16 protein-coding genes, 1 other RNA gene and 1 pseudogene are annotated in these 24,180 nt (G+C 51.3%); 6 read left to right on the top strand and 12 right to left on the bottom strand.

Features of this window, described 5'->3' with window-relative positions; translation table 11 throughout:
* Positions 1 to 141: 141 nt before the first annotated feature.
* Positions 142 to 681: a lipid-binding SYLF domain-containing protein gene (locus H5P27_RS11100; RefSeq protein WP_185660458.1), complete on the bottom strand. Its 540-nt coding sequence runs from the start codon at positions 679 to 681 to the stop codon at positions 142 to 144.
* A gap of 130 nt (positions 682 to 811) precedes the next feature.
* Complete coding sequence (locus H5P27_RS11095; protein ID WP_185660457.1) at positions 812 to 1,729, bottom strand: cation diffusion facilitator family transporter; 918 nt, start codon at positions 1,727 to 1,729, stop codon at positions 812 to 814.
* Positions 1,730 to 1,966: 237 nt separating this feature from the next.
* On the opposite strand from H5P27_RS11095, the gene H5P27_RS11090 reads away from it, so the two are divergent.
* Positions 1,967 to 2,770, top strand: a complete 804-nt coding sequence (locus H5P27_RS11090) for a transglutaminase-like domain-containing protein (RefSeq protein ID WP_185660456.1) — start codon at positions 1,967 to 1,969, stop codon at positions 2,768 to 2,770.
* A gap of 70 nt (positions 2,771 to 2,840) precedes the next feature.
* On the opposite strand, the gene H5P27_RS11085 is transcribed toward H5P27_RS11090, so the two are convergent.
* The 7 genes from H5P27_RS11085 to H5P27_RS11055 form a co-directional block, all read right to left on the bottom strand.
* Positions 2,841 to 3,197, bottom strand: a complete 357-nt coding sequence (locus tag H5P27_RS11085) for a hypothetical protein (protein ID WP_185660455.1) — start codon at positions 3,195 to 3,197, stop codon at positions 2,841 to 2,843.
* A gap of 7 nt (positions 3,198 to 3,204) precedes the next feature.
* The gene (locus H5P27_RS11080) at positions 3,205 to 3,636 is read right to left on the bottom strand and encodes an ArsC/Spx/MgsR family protein (protein WP_185660454.1); all 432 of its coding nucleotides are present in this window, start codon (positions 3,634 to 3,636) and stop codon (positions 3,205 to 3,207) included.
* Positions 3,637 to 3,793: 157 nt separating this feature from the next.
* On the bottom strand, positions 3,794 to 8,848 hold the full coding sequence (locus H5P27_RS11075) for a fibronectin type III domain-containing protein (protein WP_185660453.1): 5,055 nt from the start codon (positions 8,846 to 8,848) through the stop codon (positions 3,794 to 3,796).
* Positions 8,849 to 9,760: 912 nt separating this feature from the next.
* Complete coding sequence (locus tag H5P27_RS11070; RefSeq protein WP_221774682.1) at positions 9,761 to 10,807, bottom strand: adenosine deaminase family protein; 1,047 nt, start codon at positions 10,805 to 10,807, stop codon at positions 9,761 to 9,763.
* A gap of 192 nt (positions 10,808 to 10,999) precedes the next feature.
* Positions 11,000 to 12,187, bottom strand: a complete 1,188-nt coding sequence (locus H5P27_RS11065; protein ID WP_185660451.1) for an AI-2E family transporter — start codon at positions 12,185 to 12,187, stop codon at positions 11,000 to 11,002.
* A 198-nt stretch (positions 12,188 to 12,385) separates the two neighbouring features.
* Positions 12,386 to 13,120: a class I SAM-dependent methyltransferase gene (locus H5P27_RS11060; RefSeq protein WP_185660450.1), complete on the bottom strand. Its 735-nt coding sequence runs from the start codon at positions 13,118 to 13,120 to the stop codon at positions 12,386 to 12,388.
* A 266-nt stretch (positions 13,121 to 13,386) separates the two neighbouring features.
* Entirely contained in the window at positions 13,387 to 13,563 is a 177-nt protein-coding gene (locus tag H5P27_RS11055; protein ID WP_185660449.1) for a hypothetical protein, read from the bottom strand.
* A 556-nt stretch (positions 13,564 to 14,119) separates the two neighbouring features.
* Here H5P27_RS11055 and H5P27_RS11050 point away from each other — a divergent pair.
* The 4 genes and pseudogenes from H5P27_RS11050 to H5P27_RS20225 form a co-directional block, all read left to right on the top strand.
* A complete protein-coding gene (locus tag H5P27_RS11050) occupies positions 14,120 to 15,031 on the top strand; it encodes a hypothetical protein (RefSeq protein WP_185660448.1) in 912 nt (303 codons plus the stop codon).
* 210 nt (positions 15,032 to 15,241) lie between these two features.
* Complete coding sequence (locus H5P27_RS11045; protein ID WP_185660447.1) at positions 15,242 to 16,462, top strand: hypothetical protein; 1,221 nt, start codon at positions 15,242 to 15,244, stop codon at positions 16,460 to 16,462.
* 448 nt (positions 16,463 to 16,910) lie between these two features.
* Positions 16,911 to 17,117 (top strand): helix-turn-helix domain-containing protein, encoded by a 207-nt coding sequence (locus tag H5P27_RS20230; RefSeq protein ID WP_185660446.1) that lies wholly within the window; start codon positions 16,911 to 16,913, stop codon positions 17,115 to 17,117.
* An 86-nt stretch (positions 17,118 to 17,203) separates the two neighbouring features.
* Positions 17,204 to 18,151, top strand: a pseudogene (locus H5P27_RS20225) (tyrosine-type recombinase/integrase); the annotation flags it as partial.
* Positions 18,152 to 18,368: 217 nt separating this feature from the next.
* Here H5P27_RS20225 and ssrA read toward each other — a convergent pair.
* Both ssrA and H5P27_RS11025 read right to left on the bottom strand, forming a co-directional pair.
* Positions 18,369 to 18,728, bottom strand: a transfer-messenger RNA (tmRNA) gene (gene ssrA, locus H5P27_RS11030).
* 187 nt (positions 18,729 to 18,915) lie between these two features.
* Complete coding sequence (locus H5P27_RS11025) at positions 18,916 to 20,214, bottom strand: acetylxylan esterase (protein WP_185660445.1); 1,299 nt, start codon at positions 20,212 to 20,214, stop codon at positions 18,916 to 18,918.
* A 113-nt stretch (positions 20,215 to 20,327) separates the two neighbouring features.
* On the opposite strand from H5P27_RS11025, the gene H5P27_RS11020 reads away from it, so the two are divergent.
* Positions 20,328 to 21,770, top strand: a complete 1,443-nt coding sequence (locus H5P27_RS11020; protein ID WP_185660444.1) for a mechanosensitive ion channel family protein — start codon at positions 20,328 to 20,330, stop codon at positions 21,768 to 21,770.
* Between the two features lie 6 nt (positions 21,771 to 21,776).
* On the opposite strand, the gene H5P27_RS11015 is transcribed toward H5P27_RS11020, so the two are convergent.
* Positions 21,777 to 24,125 carry a glycoside hydrolase family 127 protein gene (locus tag H5P27_RS11015; RefSeq protein ID WP_185660443.1) on the bottom strand — a complete coding sequence of 783 codons (2,349 nt, stop codon included), beginning with the start codon at positions 24,123 to 24,125 and terminating at the stop codon, positions 21,777 to 21,779.
* Between the last annotated feature and the right edge of the window lie 55 nt (positions 24,126 to 24,180).

The raw sequence follows: 24,180 nt of genomic DNA, 5'->3' as shown, positions 1-24,180 counted from the left end.
AGTCCTTTCCCATAAGCGCTTTCACAAAAAGGAACAGGAAAAATTCCATCGCCGTCCCTATGCAAGGTTTCACGAATTTAGAAGGCGGCTCTCCTAGCGGGAGGGAGCCTGAGCCACTCCTCTTGGCGTGGCATCGCTGCCTTACCGCTTAATGATTGGGGTGAGCTTTGAGCCCTCGAGAGAAAGGTTGTACATCAAGCCCTTGTTTCCAAACACGAAAGCGACCACCGGTTCGTTGATTGATTTGGAGTCGAATTCCTCTCCCACGCCGATGTTTGCTATGGCGACGCTTCCATCAACACCGATCTCCCAACCGTCCGCGTTGCGGAATTTTTCGAGGGCAGATTCTTCCAGGAATAGGATGATTTGGCTTCGTTTTTGCACGCCGGCTTGGAAACCGATCGAGGCGCTAGCCGTACTGTAGTAGCTGACTTTTTCTCCGTTTACGAACAAAGCGCCTTCTCCGTATTCGCCGCCTACTCCGAGACCGGCCTTTCCGACGCTTGGGAACACCAGCATGCCCACTGCATCCTCGGCTAAGCGAGCTCCGGCACCGGAAACTTCTTGGAAGTCCTCGATGGCCTGCTCGATCTTTGCATCGAGGACCTGTTTTTTGGCTGCTTGGGCTTGGGACCCGAAAATAAGAGCTGCAGCGGCGAGCAGAAACGTTGGTATTCTCATAGTATGCGAGGTTGGCTTATATTCTTCGTTTCGACAGGAGCTAAGCTGATTTGCTCCGAATCAGACGCAGCTTCCTAGGAAGAGAGCGTTGATTTCTCTCCTGAAACTAACGGTTAGGGCATCATCGCCTTTAGTGAGCAGCTACCAGTTTGGCGCTCTTGCCGCGGCAGGCTTCGGAGGAGCGTTCAAATTCCAAAGTGGAGTGCGAGATTTCGAATCGATTCTCGAAGAGGTCCTTCAGGCGAGATTTTATAACGCTTTGTCGATGAGCGATTTCATCATGAATTACCACGTGGGCTTCTAGAGCTCTATGGTCCTCGTCTACCTCCCACACATGGACATGATGAAGATCTTTCACTCCGGTTAGGTTTTCCGCCTCTTGTTTCAAAGATGAGAGGTCAACTCCCTCGGGAGTTGCTTCCATGAGGATCCGACTTGTCTGCATTAGCAGCTTGTAGGAGGTCAGGATGATTCCTCCTGCGATCATTAAGGTCAGGACAGGGTCGATCCAGCTCCAGCCGAAGAAGTAAAGGGCTATACCGCCTGCTAGGACGGCTATCGACGAGCCGGCATCGCTGAGATTATGCAGCATGACAGCACGCATATTCAGGCTGCCTTTCGAAGTTGCCCACAAAAGAGCCCCGGTCGTGAGGTCGATGAGGATAGCGATGGTGGAACCTAGGATCATCCAGTGGCTATCGATCGGTGCGGGACTATTGAAACGTTGAACGGCGTGGTAGACGAGGAACAAACCGATGATGATCAAAGCGGTGAGTTGGATGATTGCCCCGATCAGTTCCGCTCGGCGGTATCCGAAAGTGAAACGTGCGTTCGCTTGTTTGCCCGATATTTTTCTCGAACCAAAAGCGACTACCAAAGCTGCCGCGTCGTTTGTGTTGTGTAGGGCATCAGCGAGTAGTGCGGAACTGTTCGAGATGAAACCGGCGATGAACTGGAAGACTGAGAGGAGGAGGTTGATCGCAACGCTCCAGAGTAGAGGGCGCTTCTTTAGTCCTTTGCTTTGCGAGTGATCGTGCGAATGACTCATGGTGTTGCAAAATTTAGGTTTTGCGGCCGCGAATCATGCGAAGTGCATCGAGAGTTTTCCCTCGAGGCTATCTCGGGCCGCCTGCATGCCACCATTTCACGAAGCGTGCCAGATCTGGTGAGAATCTATGTTAGCCGCGGATTTCCAGGGAGGATTATGTCAACGATGGTTCGATGTGAATTAAGTAAAACCTGATTCGTATATGCCGAAAAATACTTAGTTATATTTTTTCTTATTATGTCGAAATCGAGTCAGAGAAAGGAGCTTGTGCCTTCGGGAAGGGAGCTAATTTGGTTTATCGTTTGGTTAGGATTAGCTCTTGGCTTAGTATTTTTGGCCAAGAATTTCTTGGCGTGGGACCAACAGGGCAGAGGCATTGTGGAAGGGAGCGATAGTTATGTGGCGGACTATCCAGTTATTGAGATTGCTGAGGACTCCGAATTTCAGGCCCATCCCCAAATCGAGTTCACTATCGATGATTCGAGAAGACCTCGCCCTATTAATCATGCGAAGTCGCAGAACGCATTGAGATCAGTTGCGAAAGTATCCAAAGGTGGCTGGAGTCCTGATTCTACTGAAGAAGCGGGGGACGCACGGCGTATTTACCCAGAAGAAATACGCTGGCTTCAGAACTATCTGAATGGAGTTGAAGTCCATTCCCGACAGGGTTTGGGAGATGCTTACAGGGTAGCCAAGGAATTCACCAAACAGGTCGGCGAAATCCCGTATGCTAGGCAAACGCACGGATGGGGCTTGCCGGACGATACCTTGCGTCGCAACGAGGGTGACTGTGCTGACAAGTCTTTGCTATTGGCGGAGCTCCTTATCTCGTCTGGAATCGAGGAGGTCGCGATTTGCATCGGCGTGAGCCCAGACTACAAGCCCGGGGAGGCGGGGCACGCCTGGGTGCAAGCTATGATAGGCGGCCGCTTGTGGAGGATCGAATCGACGAACGGTACCATGAGGGTGGCAAACTCTGGCTCGCCATTGGATAGATATGAGACGATCGCGACTATTTGGAGGCACACCTCCACTTCCTGAAGCTGTGGATGCGGTTCAGCGATGGTGCCTCGATTGGGCGCCGAGAACCCGCTAAAGGGCTCCAAGCGTATCAATTGTTAGCTGCGGCCGCTTCGCTGCTCGCGAGGGGGAAGAACTGGAGGTCGATTTCGTCGGAGTCCTCTTTGGCGTTGAGCGTGAATCGCCCTTGGCAAATAAGGGTCGTTCCCTGCTTGCTAGCCGCGATTTCGTACTTGGCCTTTTTAGCGGCGAAAACCTCCTCGTCGAAATCTTGGTGCACATAGAAGTGCAGGAGCGCCTCGGATTCCGAATTTTCGACGAATTGCACCAGCACCTCGGAATGGGAGATGAAGGCAAGGTCGTCGTAGGCGTATGTGACTTCTTCACCAACTGCTTTGGCGAGTTCGTTGACGAGGTAGAGGGGGCGAAGGCCGGTTTGTTTGGGCATGTCTAATCTAGTTGTGGTTGCAGGCGTCATGTTTCTGACAACCCAGCTCGGGAGGAGTCTCGCCGAGCAGTTGCTCGACCAGAGGGTGATCGAAGCCGCAAGCGAAGTGGCCGCGGTAAAAGAGGAGCGGGCGTTTGATCAAAATCGGATTTTCCACCATGGCTTGAAGCAAGTCGTCTTCGTCCAGTGTGGAGGGGTCGAATTCGCCGGAGGTGATGAGCGGGGCTCTTTGGTTTACGCAATCGTGCAGTGGTCGATCCGAAGTGAACTTGGTGAGTTCGCTCGCCTCTAGTTTGCGGCTGAGCAAATCTATGAACTGCACGACGTACCCCGCCGATTTTAGCTGTTTCACCTGACGGGCGTTCCCTTGGCAGCCCGCTTTTCCGTAAAGCGAGACGATCCCCTTCGTCTCTCCTGAGTAGTTGCCTTCTTGTTTCATTTTACCACTGCGAAGCCGAGCAACACAGGCGCCATCGGGCCCCGATGCTTATTTCTTAGCAGCCGATAAGAGGTGTAATTAGAAACAGTTTTCTGGGGTAGTAGTAGGATTAACGATACAACAAGGTCGATTTTTAACGTGCACTTTCCGAGGAACTCTAATCTCCGGGCTGGAAGCGGAAGAAATGGGAGCCCTCGGAATCTTCTTCACCGGGACTGACACTGGTTTCGACCTTGTGTCGGGTCCAGTTGATGAGGTCTTCGCTTCGATAGACAGTCCATGGTATCGTGAGCAGATCACCGTTGATGAAGAATACATCCTGAGCGACTTCGAAGTAGACGTTTGAAACTGTATTTAATTTTTGGAGTCCGTACTCTTTCGGATTTGCTGTAACGCTCTCTATGCCCGCTTGGTAAGCGTTGGCTACTTCGTCGTTGGGTTCGAAACTGGATGTCGTGACCGGAGTCGAATCGCCTCCTGTGTTAAGGGAAAAAACACGGTAGTAGTAGGCGATGGCACCAGTTGCTTCTTCGTCGATGTAGTGGGAAACATCCCTGCCGAGCTCGGCTATGGTCTCCCAATTTGTGGAGTCTGTGGAACGCTCAATGCGAAAGCCTCTTGAGCGCTCGCTAGGCAGCCAGAATAGGGCTATGCCTCCGGCTGGATTTGCAGACGTAGTAACGACGGGTGGAGCTTCTGGAGCGTCCGGGATATTGGTATAGACTAGTAGATTGTCTATATTGATATTCGAATAAGAGTAGCCATCTTCTTGTCCGATGGCGATCATGGTGTAATCAGATGCGGCCTCTTCAGGGATTTGAACTTGAACGTTCTGCCAGGTGTTTACCCAATCGCTGTTGATATCGAGGGTATGAAAGGTTTTGTAAGATTGAGTTGTCGTATCCCAATACTGCAGCGTGACCCGATTGGGAGGTATCGAATCATAGAAAATGTCGAATGAAATTGACCCACCGAAATCAAGGTCAAGCGGCATGATATATAGGTATATGGGGCTGTAATAGAAACCGACGTATCGCCCGCTCGGTGAGTCGGGATTAGTTTCGAGGTACCCTGAGAAGGTAATTTCGGATAAATCTGAATCTTCCTCGAAATCGAGAGCCAGCACTGTGGCTATGTTGTTTATCGTTGTCGCAGAGGTCTCTGATCGAGCCGATTCTCCGACGTCGTTGCCTGCGGTTACCGTGTATTCAAAAGCGTTTCCTAATCTGACTGTATCGTCAATGTACTCAATCGTGAACCTATCGACGGTAGTCAGTACGCCCCAACTTGTAGAACCCTCATTGCGACGATAAATGGTATATGAAGTCGCCTCGGATACGGCAGACCATTTGATGGCGACTTCGTTAGTACTCAGTTGGTAGGTCAGTAGAGTGGGCGAAGAAGGAAGGCTTAGTGCCAGAGTGGTGATGGATGGGGAAACATTAGCGGGGGAATCTCCACCGTTGTTGTAACCAAAAACGCGATACCGATAGGAGGTCTCGGGCTCAAGGTCTTTGTCTGTGTAGGTTTCTCCGTTGTATGGAAATTCGCCGATCACGATCCAGTCACCTCCTTCTTTGGAGCGTTCAAGTCTATAGCCAGCTGCGTCATATGACCAGCCCCATCGAATTTCCGCTTGGAGAGCGGATACGGAGAAGACATCGAGGTAATCGGGGGCATTGGAGGGGGGATCGATTAGGGTCGAAGCGTTTGCGCTTGCGCTTGGATCTGCGAGTCCGGCCATGCCGATGGCAGTGATTCGGTAGTGATAGGTAGTACCTCGATAAAGGTCCGTATCTTCGTAGGAACGCGCGTTTGAGCCTAGGTTGTCGACAAGGTACCAACTTGTGCCATCGGTACTTCGCTCGATCTTGTATCCAATCGCATTGGCGGATTCGGACCATTCGATACGAATGGCCGATTCGGATAGCGGAGTGAGCGAGGGGATTTCTACTTGGTCCGGGGCGGTGAGTTGTATTTGCAGAACGGGAGAAACGACATCAGACGCACTGAAGAGCGCTTTGACTCTATAGTGATAAGTGTTTCCGACTTGAGCGTTTGTATCTGCGGCTGCGGTAACGTTTTTATCGGTGGTGGTGACTTGTTCCCAATTATTGCCGTCCGAACTCCGCTCCAGCATGTAGCCGGTCTCACCAGTGACGTCATCCCAAGTGATACGTATGCCGTCGCCAGAGTGTGGCTCAGTGCGTAAGCTTGAAGGTGCGGAGGGGGACGCTTTTTCGATTGTTTCGAGTTCGCTGTCGATAAGGTCTAGGAAAATCTGGTCCTGGTTTTTGGATACGAGAACGATCTGACCCTCTTGTGTGGAGAATATTCGTGAACCGGTATCGTCGAGCGTGATGGACTTATATTCGGTGTAGGCAGTGAGGTTCCATGCTATGAGTTTACCCTCTTTCAGAGTGTAGAGGCGGCCATCGATCCAGATTGCATCGATATGGGAAGTGCTTAGCACATCGATTTGTTCGAGCGTACTTGCCTGGTAAATACGCCCAGAGCCGAGAATGACGACGCTGCCCTGGGGGTTGACTCGAACCGGATGCTGAATGCCGGTACTATCGTGGTAAGGGCTGTCTTTTTGCTCGCCGATCGTGCCGTCCTCCTCGATCTGATCCCAGAGGAGATCGTTTGGCGAAATGCCATCACGAAGGTGGTAGATTTTGTGAGTGGACTGATTCCAAACCCCTCCGGCTATGTTATAATGATAGTAAGATGATTCTACGAGGGTGCCGGTCGCGTCGTGCATAGTGAAGCTTCCGGAGCTCGAGTAAGATGCCAAGAATCTACCAGCTGCGATAACGGTGGTAACGTTTTCGTTTGTGTCGTCTGCGAACAGTATTTCCACCGGGTTCTCAGCGGCGAGGCTTATGCTGTAGATCTTTCCGTCCGGGTAGCTGGTATAAAGAGCGTTGTTGATGGGGGAATAGGTGAAGCTATTTGGCTGACCTTCCAGTGGAATGGTGACACCCCACTCACAAGTACGGGCGTCCCAAGTGAAGATGCTTTGGTTCTCCTTTGAGAGTAGGTAGAGTATGTCATTCTCGCCCAGAAGCTCGTCGTCTGGAATGAAGTATATGGTTCTAGGATCAATGCGGGTATCGACTACGCTAGTGAGATCGATGCTGACGGCTGCCGAGTAATTGGACGAGATGGATCCGTTAATCGCTTTGAGCCGGAAACTGTATGTTTTGCCTGTAGTTAGAGTGACGTCGGTATAGCGGGTGTTTCCAAAGGCGATGGTAGCGATCGTGGCCCAAGCTCCGTTGTCAGCCTTTCGCTCAAGAATGTAGCTTTGTTCGCCGAATACGTCGCTCCATGTCAGTGTTGCCGCGGTGGCCGAGTATTTTTCAACAGCGAGGTTTGGTGGCTCGATAGCTGTAGGGGCTGCAATCCCGAGGTCGCTCGTTAAGACGTTGAAGCGTGGCGTGCCATTCAAGGTAGTGACGATTGTGATTTTATCGTCATGCATGTGTGCGTCCACAAAGAGGCCTTCGAGTTTAGCCTCCCCATCGATCGCGTTGTATTCGCTCCACTTTTGTAGGATGGATTGACTCTCTCGCTGTGGATCATCGTAAGCAGGTTTTTCAACCGTGAAGAGTGTCTTTGAGGAATTCCAGAGGGCTGCCTGGATGTCGTTTGACAGAACGTCGATTTGTTCGCGGCTGCTTGCGCCAAAGATAATTCCATTCTCGTTTATGAAGAGTTTTCCGTCCGGGGAAAGGGCAATGGGGTTGAAGCCGTATTGGCCTGCGCTTTGTGGTTCGCCGAATTCGCCGTTGCCGAGGTAATCTACTTGGTAGTTATCGTAGTAGAGCGTGTTGGAGCTTTCGTCGTAGGCGTGGTAGTCATGGTAGCAGCAGGTTATGGAGGAATTGAGTAAAGTTCCATCTTGGTCGTAGAGCCATTGGCTATCCCAACTTCCGTTGGCGAGTGCCAGTAGATCGGAGCCCATGGGTAAGAGCGTGTCGATTTGGAGTGGAACGTTGATGAAGTGTGTTGGGGTCGGGCTGGCTTCATCTAGATCCATCAAATAGATCTTACGAGGAGGAGCGTAGAGGAAGAGGCGGTTTTGAGAGGGGCTGTACTCGATGATGGTACACGCGTCTGGGAGTGCGATGGTCTCGATATACTGTTGGTCAACAGTGTCCCAGCGGAAGAGGCTGCTGTGCGCCTTGCTTAGAAGGTATAGGATACCGTCGCTGTCGATGGTGGTATCATCGATCTCATAGGGAAGGTCGATCGGTGATATCGCTTCGCCTGGCTCATTTGCTCCGAGATCGGTCAGCAAAACAGAGGTGACGCCCACTTTGGTTGGCAGCGTACTGTCTTCATAGAAAACGATGACTTTCTCTCCCACGACTACGATGTCCTTCGGCGAGGGTACTGTGAGAGCGTAGCTGCCGGTCTCGAGGAGTGTGTTCGAGTACGAATATAGCGTATCTTCGATTAGAGCGATTGGTACATCGTTCCCATAGAAGGCCAACGCGGTAAGCTGAGCTCCGAAGGAGTTATTATAGGTTAGGTCTGCTGTATTGTAGACGGTGCCGCTATCATCGGCGACCTTGGAATCGTCGGGGAAGGTCCAGGTTCGTGACGCTCCAGGGTAATCGCCGTGGTAGGGGCTTTCGCCGGAGCCGATGAAGTTTCCGTCGGCGTCGTACTCGAGGTAATTTATGTCAGATGGACTGTAGCCTCTGCTGCGGCCGAAGATTTTGCGCTTAGAGGGTGCTAGTGAGGGGCCCGCGATACCGGCGACATAGTTTTCGAACGTGTCGATTTCGGCGAATGTCGATTTGTTATAGCTCGCAGAGTCGATGTAAAGAGAGCTGTCTTGGCTAACGAAAAGCACCGTACCGTCGATGAGCAGGTCTAGAATCGTAGAGCTCGTATTCGTGACATGTGTCTCGTTGGAGCCGTCCAGATCGTAACGTTTAACGCTTCGATCGTAGGCTACAAAAAGGTGAGTGTCGTCAATAGCGATCGAGATCGGAATGTCTTCGAAAGAAATAGGGTCGAGCCATTCCTCCTCTGCCAGGTCGTATCGCATGACTTGGGAGGGAGACTTCCTGAGGAGGTAAGCGATGTCGCCCTTTATATCGAAGTCAGTCCACACACTGGGATCTTGGGCGGCTAGCTCTTTAGAGCAGAATGTGAGAACAAATAGAGAAAGGAGTGCGAATACAGCAGAACGCATTGAAGGGGAGGGGGATGTGTCCGCGGCTTGCTGACTTGGGGTTAGGCAGAGCAGCAGAGTTTCAGGTTTGTGAAGACTAAGTGATTACCAGTATCGCCTCGATTCTGTCTAGTTCATTTACGTAAATCGATCTTCACCCTTTACGTATATAAATGTTTCTAATGACTACTGTTTGATTCGCTCCCACCTAGGTAAGGGAATTACCCAAGAATCAGTTTTCCATACGCCAATCGATGCAGATGCGCACTGCCTATAAGTCTTCGATGAATGCACTCAGCCGCTGTTGGGGTGTATCCACTATCTGGTTGCGGTTAAAGTGAGGTGTTTTTCAGCTAAGTGAAGGCTAGGGCGTTCCAATGGACATTTCGCCACTTCTCTATGTTTTACAATTTGAGATAGATTTGAGCTCCGCCTCCGTAAAACACCAAGGAGTCATTTCTTTTGAAAAAGGGCACGAGAGAAAATTATACAAAAAATCTGTCACCTTTTGGGGCCGGTTGGGTACTCGTTAGTACAAGATCGCTAATCCAAATCTAACAACCAACCGAACATTAAAATGACGCTCGTTATCGCCTATTCTATATTGATCGTTGTTGCACTCATTTCTCAATTCGCAACAGATGTTGAAAACGTCTAGAGAATCACGCAACGCATCTCGATTGAGATTCGCAAAGAGTACGGAAATTTAAATCCGTGCTCTTTTTTGCATGACGTCTGGGCCATTGTTTTTCGAATCGAAAGTACTTAGGATAAGCGATTTGTTTTCTGTATATACTAAAGGACACGCTCACTTGTCGTTTTGTTTTAGCCTGCCGCATTTCTAAAAGGATGTTCACGGGACAAGTAGCGAAAGTTTCGATACGTTCGCTCCTTCATCGTTGGATTTTGTATTCAAATCGCTCTGGACGCGACTTACAGCTCTATGCCGTGGAGTCGACAGTAGTCTTGCAGCTCGCTCATGTAGGAGGCTCGCGATTCTTCGCTAAGAAGGGCGACTTGGAATCCGTTGGCAGCGAGTTTGGCTAGCTCAGGGAGTGAAAAGCCGAGCTCCTGAACCAATGCGTAGTAATCCTCGCTCAGACTGTTCCCGAAGAAAAAGGGGTCGTCGGAATTTACGGTGAGAAGTACGCCTGCATCGAAGAGTTCGCGAATGGGGTGGCGGTTCATGCTGGGGATCCCCTCGACCGCAAGTTTGAGATTGCTGATAGGGCAGACGTCGAGAGCTATGTTTTCCCGGACGAGTCGTTCGACCGTAGCGGGGTTTTCGATGGAGCGGACTCCATGCTCGATCCGGGTGACTTTTAGGTCGTCTATGACGCGATCGACAAAGTCCGAGCCCATGAATTCCCCTGCATGCGCTTTGGTGAACTTACCGGCGAGGCGCGCTTTTTCCCAGATGTCAGCGGTCCAAGGTTCGAGAGGAAGGTCTTCCGGACCGTGAAGGTCGATGCCATCCAGTCCTTCCCAAGTCAGGCAACTATCGATCAGGTCTTTGCCGGCGTCTTTGTAGTCATTGTGGCACATGCCGGCGAATATGCGCAGCTCGAGCTCGGCAGGGGCTGCGGATCGGATCGCGTCGATGATGGTGGGACCATCGTCCGAGAGGTACAGTAGGGTCGGAAGGTGAAAGCTTGTTTCGACGTAGCGGCAACCCTGGTCGACGCAGTTTTTAAGGATGATCTTGGCGGCTTCGTGGAATCGCTTGGCGTCGGTGTAAAATTCGGAGCAGTACTGGACGTAGAGGTCCATGAATTGCTGGAAGCTGCGATAGCGAAAGTCATCTGCCCAAAAAGGGGGCGGCTGGGAGTGCTTGATGGGGTCGAGCTGTTTCAGAAGCTGGAAGGGGCAAGCTCCTTCGATATGCAGGTGGGTTTCTGTTTTGGGAAGGTCCCGGACAAAGGCGGCTAACTCAGGAGTGGCTTGGAAAGGCATGCGGGCGGGGAGCACGACATATGCCAAGGGGACGCTAGAAGTTCCATCCCAAGGTCGGTGGAATTTCGGCTCCGAGGCGAAGTCCTCGCTTGCCCAAGTCTCCCGTTTTTGTGGACGCAGCTTAGCTCGAGAATGTTAAGCTCGAAGGAAGCTTGAGTCGTTTAAACGTGCTTGCCGTGCGAATACAACACAGACGCAAACGATCTAGTCGGGGAAGTCCTAGCTCTCCGAAGTAGAGCTTTGAGCCTCTCTCAGGTGGTCGAAGTACTTGCGTTTTGCCAAGCGCCAGGCGACCACGAAAAAGGCGGTGAGGGGGATGGCTAGGATCATGCCTAGGACGCCATTGAGGGCGGTGCCCCAGAAGAAAATGGCCACGATAATAACCATGGGGTGGAGCCCGGTTGTCTTACCCATGATACGCGGCGTGAGCAGGTAGCCTTCGATCATTTGCACCGCGACAAAAACGCCTATCGCGAAAAGCAGTAGCTCCGTGCCGCCTCCGTCTTTCTGGAAATAGGCCAGAGGGAGAGCGATACCTAGGCCAATGATACTGCCCAAGTAGGGGATTATGTTCAGGAAACCGATGGCAAGGCCAAGAATTATAGCGAAATTTAGGCCGATGATCATGAAGCCTAAGGCCAGCAAAACTCCCATGATAAAGGCGATGATGATTTGTCCGCGGAAAAAGGATACGACGCTCCCAATAAACTCCTCGGTCAGGAAAAGGATATCGTCCCGCCAATCGTCTCGGATAAAGGAGAGTTGCTTTTTCAGGTCGCGAATCAGGCTGCGGCGGCTTTCCAGCATGAAGAAGAGATAGACTGGGATGATTGCCAGTCCTGTGCCGATCGCTAGGACCCGGGAAACGAAACTGCCGATATTGGCAATCGCTTGTTCCGACTTGCCTAGAAGCGAGGAAGCCGAGTCGGTGAGGAAGGATTGCACCCGCTGCAAGTTCTCTTGCCCAATCTTCTCGTTGGCGAATTCTACCACCTTGGGATAGGTTTCGGCGAACGCGGTCCGAAGGCTTTGGAAGAGGTCTGGAAGGTACTCGATGAAACGTACGGTCTGGTCCACCACAGTGGGAACAACCAAAAGGAGGACGCCGGCCAAGAACAAGGCGGCCACGAGGAAGAGGGTTACGATTGCCCAGGTGCGGCTAAACTTTGCCCGTCTTTGCAAAAACACTACAAAGGGCCGGAAGATCATAGCGAGAATGCCCGCTGCGGCGAGTGGCCAAAGAACGTCTGAAAAGGTGGCGATGAAATCCCGCAGCAAGTTGAAAACGCCGAGGATGAAGAAGGCGATGATCGTAACGCTGAGGATTGCCAGGGCGGCGCCGATAAGCCGCCATTGATTGGGAGAAAGCTTTCCGCGCGGGTTGGAGCTGGAATTGGTTTCAGGCATAGTAAGGATCAGGCTCGAAGGTAACAGGTAGGCTCAGGAGGCGAGTCTCGCCATTTCCGGCTCGCCATGCAACTCAATGATCAGGCTTTGTGCGGGATCTGGGCGAATTTGTTCGCTCCTTCAGCTAATGTCAGCGCGTCGCGCAAGCAATCCGAGGTGCAGGGGCTTAGGCCGCGACCTTCTGTAATCAGACGATCTTTATTTTCTGGTGGCGGTAGCCAGCCAGTCCCACTGTGAGAAATGCGTATGTTCGTCTTCGGAATACATGAGTTTTGAGATTTCCTGAATTTCGAATTCATGTTCCTCCAGCATTTGGGCGATTTCGTCTTTGAGATAGTGTTTGGTGCGAACTCCGTCGAGTTGGTGCACCCCGAGCCTCAAGTCGGAAGCTCGCGCTTTTTCATCGATACTATTGCGAACCGCTTCGCCGCAGCCTTCCCCATCGCTGAGCCGGCGTTCAACATTGCTGTAGAACTCCATTTGCACGGACTCTAGCGACGGTACGACCAAAAGAAGCGTTCCACCGCGATTGACTTGGTTCGTCACGGATCGCCACGCTCTAAGACGTTGGTCAAGAGACGGCATGATAAGCACGTTGACGCAGAAGGCGAAATCCACCGGGGCGAATGGGATGGCTTCGCTGACCAGGTCGACTTGATAGAAATTAATGTTGTCCTGCTGACTGCAGCGACGTTTCGCGTTCTTCAGGCCAACGGAAGACAAATCGCACGCTTCGACCTCTTCGAACTGCTCGGCAAGCAAAGGTGTAAAACGCCCAACACCGCACCCGATATCCGCTGCACGCTCGATTTCTTCTTCTTGGGCGATTTTTCCGACGCGCTGCTTTACAAGGCCGTGTAGGTCATTGTCGAATACGCTGAGCACCTCGCTTTGATAGTTTTTGCAAATTTTGTTCCAGTAGTTGATATCCATATACGCTTCCGTGGGAGGTGACGCACCACCTAGCTGAAATTGGATTTATGTTACGAAAAGGCAAACTCAGAGTTTTCTAGGCTTGAGGAACCTCGGTAGCCGAGCTCTCAAATAGTTGTTATGGCTGTGTTGTAAAATTGGAGCCTCGACCTGAAGGGGCGACGATTAGAACCGGATACAAAAAAGGCCCCTGAACGGGGCCATTTTTGGTGGAGGTGGCGGGAGTCGAACCCGACGCCGTTCATGCGGAAGTTCTTAACAGACATTTACTTAGGTTTGTAGCGGAAGGGGGGTGCGCACAGATAGGCGCACAACTTAATCCAGCGGACGAGAAATCGCTCCTCGATTTGGTCCTTTTGTGGCCGAAGCTGCAAACCAGCGTAAAGGTAGCGATACACCTCATCGTCGAAGCTCAGGGAGGCGAGGCGGGATGGTAGGGGCATCGCTGGAAAGATACTCGGAAGAAGTTTCGAGCAGCTTGCTGTGGTCCGCGGAGGGAAGCTCCCTTTTTGGCCGTCAGCATAATTGGCCGGTCGAAGAAGGAAAGGACTGGGCCGCTGGGCAGCCTCAGGGACGCTTGAGCGTCTTTTTGCGTCGGTCTGGGTGTCTCGCTTCCAAACACATTTGCTTCTTCGAGCAAAGGCCTATTTGCGGCCAACAAGGGAGGAGTCACGGAGCGGGCGAAACTTGTTTCGAGAATCTTTCGTTTGGGCAGGGGGTGTACCTGTGAGCGTCTGCGATCGGCGGGAAGCAGCTTCGCGAAGCGGCCGTAAGGCCGCTCGCGAAGGTGGCTCCCGCCTTCCTTGTCTAAATAGTGGTAATTGCAGTGAAACCAAAAAAGACGGGTGGTACGAAGGGCTGGGAACAGAAGCAGGATTAAGCCAATTTGTTCGACGAAATACCTTAGAACTTACCCCTTACCACAAGAAGGCGATATTTGCCCTTCGGCTAAATCTTGAAGCTCATATTGAAGACTGCGGTGCGGATCGAATTGGCTTCATGACGGTTACATTCAAGGAGAAGGTGTACGCGTACAAAAAAGCGACAAAGCTTTTTCATTCCTTCGTTTCGTCTGATGTCTTTTGCCGCCTATTCGGCAAGTGGTACCGAGTTGCGGAGCAGCACAAGGACGGATCATGGCATTTGCATATGCTGGTTGAATGTAGAGATAATATCCGAGCGGCATTCGATTGGGATCATTGGTCAGCCTCTAAAGAGCTGTTTGGGAAGAATCGAGGTAAGGCTTACGCTCATCTTGCGAAATGTTGTGCGAAAGATCATCCGATTCGCGTCTATTGGCAGGGTATCGTAAAGATGTCCGAACGTTCAAAAATGATTGGTAGGTGTCAAATGGAGCCAATCAAAAGCAATGCGGAAGGATGCGGTAAGTACCTTGCTAAGTATCTGGATAAGGGTTTCGTCACGAACCGGATCAATGCGAAGGAGAAGAGGACACGTGTTGAGCGTCGAAGGCTTGTTGCGAAGGGCGGGAAGGCTATTCGTGCAGCGTCTTCAAGACTGTCTTGGGTTTCACCAGACGGCAGACGTTGGAGAGGTTGTATCGGAGAAGTGGCTACGCACTTTGGATTAAAGGATTATTCGGAGTTTTCGAAACTCTGGGGACCTAGTTGGGCCTATAGGATTAAGGACGTGATCAGTTACCTTCCATTCGATGATTACGATGGGGCAAGGACTATGAGGATCCCGATGGAATTGGGGCAGGAATTGGGGCAAACCAAGACGAATATCCCAGAATTTTCTGAAGAGCAGATGAGGAAGTTCGTCTTTGCTCGGTTACACGAAATGAGAATCAGAAAAGATAAAAGCTATGAAAAACAAAATGAATTGGTCGGAGGCGAAGCTTCCTTTTCCTTTAAAGGCGAGCAATACCGTTGGTATCGAAGTGTATGAGATTCCGGATGAAAAGAAGGAGGAGGTTTTGAGGAAGTTGTACCCTTTCGATGGTTGTCCGGACTTGAGTGCTGAGAAATACGATTTGCATGTTTGTAGAAGATTCCGAGTCAGAGAATTCTTAGTTGTGCGGGAACGTGATTCAAATTTATTAGTTAGCCCTTACTATTTGACGGGTGGAGGCACTGTGATTGATTGGACGGATTTAGGATGAGTGATAATGTTTTTATATTTGGTGCTGGGGTTTCTGTCGGAGCAGGGATTCCACTTCTTTCTGGGTTTGTCGAAAAAATGTGGCGTTACGCCGCCACGGGCGTTTCTGAGAAAGGACAGATCTCAGATGGAATTATGAGTAACTTGAAAGCCGCCATCGATGTCCGCTCGGAGCTAGATGGTTATCATGGTCGTGTTTCGTTCAATGATAGAAATATTGAGCACATCTTATCTTTACTCAGCTTCAATATGTTAGTAGAGGAAAAGGCAGGGTCAGATAAGTTGGAGATCTTTATACGAGCAATATGTGATACTATAGAGTTGTCGTGTCGGGTTGAACATTCTGGATTTCTAAACGAAGAGGTTGATCGTGCTGTGACGATGTATGACAGCTTTTGGAAATATTATATAGGGTGGGTTAACCGAACTGGTGGAGTGCCTCCGGTTATTATTAGTTTTAATTACGATTTGGTTTTGGAGCGTTCTCTTATCGGTAGTGTAGTAGGTCCCTATAAAGGAATTCGGGCCGCAGAATTCTTCGGCAAAAACAAGTTCTCTGGAGTGGAGGTAGACTATTTTTACGGTAGTAATTCTGAATGCCGCTACAAAACGGTAGAGGCTTATTGGACCGATAGGAATAGGCATCGAAATGATGGAGTTATCCTCGAGAAAGGAGGGCAGGGGGATTGGGAGAAGCAGCTTTTGAAGATTGAGTATTATAAGTTGCACGGATCATTGAACTTTAATAGATCCGAAGGTGGTGGTGTAGATGACATGTTACAAGTTTCCGCTGAGCCTTATTTGTTGCCTCCGGTTTTTAGCAAGCAGCACAATGAACAGTCGGAGGAAATGTGGAGGCGTTCTTTGGAAGCTTTAAGGCGAGCGAAAAATATATATATCGTAGGTTATAGTTTGCCTGATACTGATATATATATGAAATACTACTTGAAGGCTGCATTGGGTCCGAATCGGGATTTGAATCGAGTTTACGTTTTTGATCCTTTGCTGTTTGATAAGCCTGAGAAGGGTGCGAAGCTCCGAGAACGCTATCTAAGCTGCTTCTCTCCGCAAATGTACGATTTGATTGATTTCCGACCAGCATCGAGAAACGGGATGAAGTTGGATGTTGATGATCTTCCAGCCGATCCCGGGCATGGATTGGGTACTTTTAGCCATTTTGTAGGTTTGTTGGGTGGTGAGCGGTTTCTATTCGAATAAAATACCTTAAGGAATTACTTGACGAAAATACCTTAAGGAGTTCTCTGTCGTTTATGGGCAAGCGTGGACCAAAGACAGCTGAAGCAGAGAATAGAGAACCTCGAGACGTTGTAGTGGGGGTGTGCCTCACTAGGAAAGAGTCTGAAGTAGTCGATAAAGTGGCAAAGGCTTTAGGTTTCCGATCACGATCTGGTTTGATTGCGTATATTGTGGAACCACTAGCAGACGAGGGTTTTACAGCAGCCTCATTCGTGCGATTGGGAAATCATTTTCGAAGAATAGTCAGCGATGTGCCCACTTCGAAAATCGATCCAAAGCAATTTAACATTTTCCGGAAGATGAACATTCCAGAAATTGAAGATGTAAACCGTGAACAAAAATAAAAGAACCCCCTCGGTGCTTGGCGGCTAACAAGGGGGCTCTCAACAAACCTAGAAAGGTCTATGAAATGAGTAATGAATCCGACTCCTTTGGAGTCAATCGAACACAACCGAAGCTTCTGAATAAGCGGCAGGCTTCTGAAATCCTAGGGATTTCAACGCGAACTTTGGATCGAATCGTCAGTGCTCGGGTTCTGGCAAAGGTGAAAATCAGGGGGGCGGTCCGTTTTCGTCATTCGGACGTATTGAAGTTGGCTTTGGAGGGGGTCTCGTGAAGTTCTCGCTCTTCAAAAGGGCTCCTCGTTCTGGTACGAAGAGCAGGAAGTCGGGAGTCTGGTACCTGCGATATCAGTTTGAGGGGATGCCAACGTGCAAGGCGATCTCGCTCGGGGTTACGGACAAGCAGGTTGCGAATGCTCTCGCTTCCGAGTTTCGAAAAGAAAAGGAACGAGAGTTCGCTGGAATGTTGCCTCCTAAGCGTTTGAGGGACGCTGCCAAGAAGACCCTTTCGGATCACGTAGCTGATTACGTATTGGACCGTGAAAAACGGGGCAAGGGGCTTAAGCGAAACGGTAAGGACAACAAGCAGGTCAAAAAGCGATTGAATCAGTTGTTTGCTGAAAATGGGTGGCAACGTTTTGCGGACGTGAGTGCAGATGGCTTTATCTCGTGGAGGAATTCAAGCAGCATAAGTGCATCAACGCTCAATCACTACCGTGCTGAAGTGATCACATTTCTCGAATGGTGCCGCAAATTGGGACGCATTGAGAGTAATCCGTTAAAGGATGTATCCAAAATAGACGTACGGGCGGAGTCGAAGCGGAAGCGTCGTGCGTTGCGTGAAGATGAGCTTGTTCGCCTTCTCGATTCGGTTCCGGACTATCGTCGAATTGTTTACTTCACGGCCTCTCGAACTGGGCTGAGGTGGGGAGAGTTGAACGACCTGCTGTGGAGAGATGTCGATCTTTCGGGATCATCTGGATCCGTTACGGTGGTCGAAAGTAACTCGAAAAACAAAAGGCGTGAGACGCTTCCGCTTGTTCCTGAGTTGTTCGAGGCATTGAAGAAGCACAAGCCAACGGATGCCAAGAAGGACGAAAAGGTTTTCTTTGACGGAGTGCCCAGAGCTAGAACACTGAAGAAGGATTTGGAGAAAGCTGGATTCCCTTATGTGGACGAAGACGGCTATTACGCAGATTTTCACTCTCTGCGGTATTCGTGGGCAACTTTCATGGCTTTGCATGACGTTCCTCCAGCAATCGCAATGCGTTTGATGCGGCACTCGTCGATCGACATGACGACGAAGCTATACACTGATGAAAAGCACTTGCCACTTCGCAAGGCGGTTGAGTCGCTTCCTGCGTTGGGAAAGCCTAGAGGTACACAGATTGGTACACTCGAAGTAGTCTCAGGGGGGCAAATTGAGTCTCAGCCTGTCTCAACGGACAGGCCGAAAACTGATTTTAAAACCTTTGATTACGAGTGGGTTAGACGACTTCTGTCTAGCCTTGTCTCGGATGGTCAAATGGTGGAGGTGGCGGGAGTCGAACCCGCGTCCCTCGAGCCTTCACATAAGGCGTCTACATGTTTGTTTTCGTTTTTAATCTCGCCCCTCAGTCGCGACGAAACCGCGCTACTTTCGGGGCCAGCCTCTTGGTGAAGTACGGCCGAGGCGCAAGAGGCGCCCGTTCTCGGCTATGCTCGCTGGTCGTCGCTCCACACCGCCTAGCGAGTATCGGTGGGGGAACGTAGCGCTATATTTAAGCAGCTAGAGGCATTTCTTCGTGTGTGCCATTTGTGTTTTTGATAGACGATTTAAGAGGCCAACTATCATCCTCTACATGCAGCCAGACGCTCCAACTTGAGGTCGAATCCGGAACACCCCCTTTAAGCCTGACGCTCGTATTTCGGACGAGGTCGGGCTAGGAAATTGATTGGCAGATTCTATTCTGCTGGTGCCGCTATCGCGGCGTGTTGACTTGAAGTCAAAGAACAGGAAGGCGGAAAATGACAGGACTTTTCGCCAGATCAAGCGAATAGACAGGGAGAACGTACGTTCGGTTCCGTGGGGGACTATTTCACCTGTTCTCCAATCCAGCGAAGGATAGCGTGCCGGGTTTCGGTGGAAACCCAATGCTCGTTTAGGGGCGTGACGAGCGATTCTTTTTCGCAATGGAGGGTGTTGTAGACGATGTAGCTTGTGGTGGGCGGGCAAGTGTCGTCGTTGTAACCCCAGGTCATGAAGGTGGGAGCTTCGATGCGGCGGGCGAAGTTTACCACGTCGAAGTAGGGTATGGTGGCGAGGCGATCCGGCGTGTCCATGCCTTCGAATTTTGTGAAGAGGTGGGGATAGCCTCCAGCCTGGCCGGTCAGGTGCCCGGCCATTTCCGCGAGGGCGGGGTGATTTGCGGCGCATGCAGTTACACGTTTGTCCAATCCTGCGGTTACGAGGGCGAGGGCTCCGCCTTGGCTTCCTCCTTGGGCTATCAGGTTTTTACCGTCCCATTCTGGCAGCGTGGTTAGATAGTCTAGGGCACGCAGGCAGGAGAGGTAGACCTTTTTGAGGTAATAGCGGTCCCGATCGTCGAGTCCGTTTATGAGGTATCCATTTTCTCTAGATCCAAAGGAGGCGTTGATATCGCGATAGGTTTCATGGTCGAGATCGGGACGAAGTCCGTGAATTTCCATGTCGAAGCGGATGAATCCGCTTTCGGCGTAGAACAAATGTTTTTCGGGAGTCATCGGTTTGATGCCAGCACCAGGGGGAGAGAAAACGATAGGGAAGGGGCCGCTCCCCTTGGGGATGGTGAGATAACCGTAGACGTAATTGCCCTTTCGATACGCTTGGATTTTGACGAGGTAGCAATCCAGTTGGTCCGATGAAAATTCGGGTACATGTTGGCGTTCGACTGTCATCGGGCACATCGAGGCTTCGGCTATCGCTTTTGTCCAAAAGCTGTCGAAGTCGTCTGGTAGCGGAGTTCGCGTGCTGAGCTGCTCCGGGGCGAAGGCGAGCTTGATGTGGTGTTTGGTTGTTTGACTCTGGTAGGAGGCTTGCAGCCGGATATCCAGAAAACCGGGTTCTGCCATGGTGCCCACGGGTAAGGTCGCGTGCCCGTTGTCCAGTTTTAGTTTCCCGTTCAATTCCGCAGGGAATTGCTCAGGTCCGATTTCGTATCGGATTTCGACTCCGTCTTGGGGGATGCCGTAGCGAAACAGTGAAATGGAGACAGTCGCGTCTTCACCGAGAGTGTAGATCCAGTCTGATTTGTCGGGAGTGGTAACCCACAGGAAATCGTCGCGATGCGGGTAGTTTCCGGCTAACGCGGCTGAGGTGAGGATCAGAAACAGGAGGGGGGCAATTCGGAGCATAATGCATGGTGATTGGCTCTGCCTCGCTTGGCAAGAGGTGGTAGCGCCCGTTTTGGAAAGTTCGCCGATCTATATGGTTTGCCTCGATGATCGCTTTCTCTTCTTCTTCCTCCATGTGTCTTTTTTCTGTTCTGTTGGCTTCTACGGAAGGGATGCCTGTGTGGCTTCAGCGTTCATTTGAGTTTGTAGAGCCTTATTGGGTTTCGACTCGGGAAGCCCTCATCGGAGAAGACCTGTTGTTGCAAGCGGGAGTGGTGGTGGGAGTGCTGGCTCTCTCATGGTTGCTCCTCATTGTCATGCGGCCGCTTTTCAAGCGACTTACCTCGACTATCTCTAAGCGTGACGACTGGGTGGAAGGAGCCGTTGGGTGGGTAAGCGCGAACTTGTTACGCTTCCTAACTGCCGGTCTTTTGTGGGCGGTTTCCTTGTGGTTCGACGCGCGCAATGAGGCTTTGGCGGTGACTCAGAGTGTTGAGGAGGCGGCTACTGTAGTTGCCAAGAATTACATCCTGATTCGTGCCGTGGCGAGCATCTCTACCTTGCTTTTGCTCTACCGGGCAGTGCCGGCGAAGTTTAGAGATCGTCCGTATTTCCGAGTAATGATTTGGGCGATTTCGCTAGTACTCGTGATGAATTTGCTAGGCATTTGGGAGGGGATCAGCGAAGGCCTGGACCGAATCCTTCTATTGCCTATCGCAGATAGCGAATCGACTCGCGTCACTGCCCTCACCATCCTCAAGGGAATTTTTGTACTGCTTATCCTGATACCGCTTGCGAGCTGGTTTATGCGCTTTGGCGAGGGGAGGGTGAAGAAGACTCCGTCTTTGACGCCGGCCCTTCAGATGCTGGTGATTAAAGTTTTGAAGGCATTGGTGATCGTGGGGGCTGTCCTGTTTGGAATCAGCTCCATGGGCATCGACCTTTCGGCACTCGCGTTTCTTGGTGGTGCAGTCGGTCTCGGTCTTGGTTTCGGTTTTCAGAAGGTGGTTTCGAACCTTATCAGCGGAGTAATCTTGCTAAGCGATCGTTCGATTAAGCCGGGCGATGTGATCGAGGTCGACAACACTTACGGTTGGATCAACAAGCTCAGCGCCCGCTACGTTTCGGTGATTACTCGAGACGGCATGGAGCACTTGATTCCGAATGAAACCCTAATCACGGAGAAGGTGACCAATTGGTCCTTCAGTGACGACATGGTGCGGGTAAGGGTTCCTTTTGGGGTTTCTTATCATTCGGATATCCACAAAGTCATGGAACTCGCGATTGAGGCAGGCAAGTCCACCAATCGCGTTTTACCTGACAAGGAACCCGTTTGCTGGCTCCTTGGATTTGGCGACAGTTCAGTCGATTTTGAGCTAAGAGTTTGGATACGCGATCCCGCCAATGGATTGAATAATCTGCGTAGCGCGATCTACGTGAAGCTTTGGGATTCCTTCAAGGAGCATCAGATCGAGATCCCATTCCCGCAAAGAGATCTAAATCTTCGGGGTGGAGCACCTATCGAGGTGATTATGAAACAGCAAGCCACCCAGCAAGTAGAGCAGGGCGGCGAGTAAGCTTAGCTATTGTTTGCGTAGGGAGATTCCGAATACCATCGGAGTTGCTCTATTGTCGCTCGTTTTGATGCGGACCTTGAGGGTTTCCTTACCGGCGGTTAGTTCTGCAGGGATGGCGTAGCTTTCCTCGATGAAGGTATCGGGGGCTTGGTTGCGAATCTCGACTTGGCCGATTTCCTGGCCGTCAATTAGGAAAGTCGCAGCTTTACTCCATTCACCGCCAAAGAAGGTAGCAGCCAATTCGAGTGGCTGGTCGCTGTTGACTTTGAGCGTGTATTCAAACCATTGGGATGTTTCGCGGTAGCGTTTGCCCAAAAGAGCTCCGGTGCGGGTCTCTTCCCCAACGTAGTCGTGTTCGACCTCGGATTGTTGTTCTCCGGGGGCGATGCTGTCGATGGTACGTTCGGCCAGGGCGAGTCGGATCGCCTCCGAGGCTGCGACTTCTTTTTGCAAGGCAGCGTATTCGTCTTCCCCCACCAGGCGCCAGTAGGCTGTGTAGCGCGTTTCGTGTAGGCCGTTGAAGGGCTCTAGGATGATCGGTTCTTCTGGGGCAGGCTTAACGTTTCCAGTCAATTCGAAGTGGAGCGGTTGTCCGTCCACTGGCTTTAGCCGATTTTCCGGATCGATGGAATCGCCGACCAGCATTGGCTCTCGGTCTAGGGGACGGTAGGGGCCTGGAGCGATGTGTTCCATGCGGCCAGATCCGGCAAAGAGGCCTGGAGTATCGTCACTGCCATCGTTCGCAGCCAAGACGAGAGGACCATAGCGGAAGGAGTAGAATTCCGATCCATCGGGGAGTTGCTCCGCCTGTAGTTTCATGGGAAGCTCGACGTTTAGGGTGTCGCCCGCCTTCCACTTACGGGTGATGGCGGCGTAGCCGTCTTTGTCGATTTTGACCTTGGTAGGTTTTCCGTTCAGTTTGATGGAGAATTCTTCTGTCGTCCATGATGGGCGACGAATCTTGATGCTAAGCTTTTGAGCAGGCGCTTGTTTGATGCTTAGTTGGGTGGACGGCGTTTCGGGGAAGCTATTCGTTTGTTCCAGCCGCAAGCCCTGTTTCTCCCAAGTGAGTGAACTCGGGATGAAAAGGTTTACGAACAGATCCTGATCGTCGTGAGCGTATATGAATTCCGAATACCTTCCTGGGTTTTCGATACCAGAGCCCACGCAGCACCAGAAAGCGTTTTCGGGTACAGAGTAGACACGATAGTGATCTGGACGCATCGGTGTGAAGTAAACCAGACCTCCGGTTTCTGGATGCTGAGCGGATAGGATGTGGTTGTAGAGGGCGCGCTCGTAGTAATCGGTTAGCGTAGAGGACGGTTCCTCTTCGAAGAGAAGGGTCGTGAGGCGTAGCATGTTATGCGTGTTGCACGTTTCCGGCCCTTCGCGTGACTCCATCATGGATGTGAAATCGTCAGCAGGATGAAAGTGCTCTCGCACAGAGTTTCCTCCGATGCTGACGGAGCGGTGGTTTACGACGGTGTCCCAAAAGAACTGGGAGGCTTGGTGCATGGTTTCGTCGTGAGCGGCGAGGGCTATGCGTTGAAACCCGATGACCTTTGGGATTTGGGTATTGGCGTGAAAACCGGTGAGCTTGTCCTCGCCTTCCAGAAGCGGATCTAGGATCTCCTTGTCGCTGAAGCGGTAGGCCAACTTTAGGTAACGTTCGTCGCCAAGCTTCTGATACAGGTCGGCGAAGATCTCGTTCATGCCACCATGCTCCGCGTAGAGCATTTTTTGCATCTGCTCATCGGTAAGCTTGGAGGTGGCCTCGACGGTCCAGTCCGCTAGGGAGATGAGAATGTCCTTCGCCTTCTCGCTTCCGGCGACGAGCCAAGCATCTTTGAGACCGGCGTAGGTTTTGTGGAGATTGTACCAAGGTACCCAAGCTCCGTTGAGGGCGAAGCGGTCCACTTCGATTTCTCCAGCCTCAAGCTTGGCGATGAATCCTTTTGAATTCGGGACTCCTCCTACGTAGCCGGTGCCGATGGCTTCCTGGCATCGAGCCAGCTCATCGAGCATGTAGTCCAATCGCTTGGGGATTTCGGGATTGTTGCTGGCAATCGACAGTGTGGAGAGGGCAGATAAAAAGTGTCCTGCGGAATGTCCGTCTAAGCCTGAGCTTTCCCAGTTTCCGTATTTCTCCGCTTTGGGTTCTAGGCCCGCGGAAATAAGAAAAGGTGCGAGCAGGCGATCGGGATCGTGAGCCAGAACGTAGTCGACGTCGATTTTCACCGATTCTAGGAATGGGCTTTCGAGAAGCCGCACGTCTTTTGGTTGAAAGAGTTCCACTGTCTGGGCTTTTATCATGGGGGTGGCAAGTAGGCAAAGTGCTGTGAGGGTGCGTAACATGTTGTCTTAGGGCTGGGTGTTGTCGGCGTGTTTTTGGGGGACTCGATTCGTAATG

This window comes from Pelagicoccus albus, from assembly GCF_014230145.1.
GTDB classification, from domain to species: Bacteria; Verrucomicrobiota; Verrucomicrobiia; order Opitutales; family Opitutaceae; genus Pelagicoccus; species Pelagicoccus albus.
The sequence above is the reverse complement of the archived record's forward strand: the minus strand, read 5'-3'. Positions and strand labels throughout refer to the sequence as shown.

Coding starts and splice junctions, on each gene's coding strand:
- H5P27_RS11100 (WP_185660458.1), bottom strand. CDS start 681: ATGAGAATACCAACGTTTCTGCTCGCCGCTGCAGCTCTTATTTTCGGG.
- H5P27_RS11095 (WP_185660457.1), bottom strand. CDS start 1,729: ATGAGTCATTCGCACGATCACTCGCAAAGCAAAGGACTAAAGAAGCGC.
- H5P27_RS11090 (WP_185660456.1), top strand. CDS start 1,967: ATGTCGAAATCGAGTCAGAGAAAGGAGCTTGTGCCTTCGGGAAGGGAG.
- H5P27_RS11085 (WP_185660455.1), bottom strand. CDS start 3,197: ATGCCCAAACAAACCGGCCTTCGCCCCCTCTACCTCGTCAACGAACTC.
- H5P27_RS11080 (WP_185660454.1), bottom strand. CDS start 3,636: ATGAAACAAGAAGGCAACTACTCAGGAGAGACGAAGGGGATCGTCTCG.
- H5P27_RS11075 (WP_185660453.1), bottom strand. CDS start 8,848: ATGCGTTCTGCTGTATTCGCACTCCTTTCTCTATTTGTTCTCACATTC.
- H5P27_RS11065 (WP_185660451.1), bottom strand. CDS start 12,187: ATGCCTGAAACCAATTCCAGCTCCAACCCGCGCGGAAAGCTTTCTCCC.
- H5P27_RS11060 (WP_185660450.1), bottom strand. CDS start 13,120: ATGGATATCAACTACTGGAACAAAATTTGCAAAAACTATCAAAGCGAG.
- H5P27_RS11055 (WP_185660449.1), bottom strand. CDS start 13,563: ATGCCCCTACCATCCCGCCTCGCCTCCCTGAGCTTCGACGATGAGGTG.
- H5P27_RS11050 (WP_185660448.1), top strand. CDS start 14,120: ATGACGGTTACATTCAAGGAGAAGGTGTACGCGTACAAAAAAGCGACA.
- H5P27_RS11045 (WP_185660447.1), top strand. CDS start 15,242: ATGAGTGATAATGTTTTTATATTTGGTGCTGGGGTTTCTGTCGGAGCA.
- H5P27_RS20230 (WP_185660446.1), top strand. CDS start 16,911: ATGAGTAATGAATCCGACTCCTTTGGAGTCAATCGAACACAACCGAAG.
- H5P27_RS11025 (WP_185660445.1), bottom strand. CDS start 20,214: ATGCTCCGAATTGCCCCCCTCCTGTTTCTGATCCTCACCTCAGCCGCG.
- H5P27_RS11020 (WP_185660444.1), top strand. CDS start 20,328: ATGTGTCTTTTTTCTGTTCTGTTGGCTTCTACGGAAGGGATGCCTGTG.
- H5P27_RS11015 (WP_185660443.1), bottom strand. CDS start 24,125: ATGTTACGCACCCTCACAGCACTTTGCCTACTTGCCACCCCCATGATA.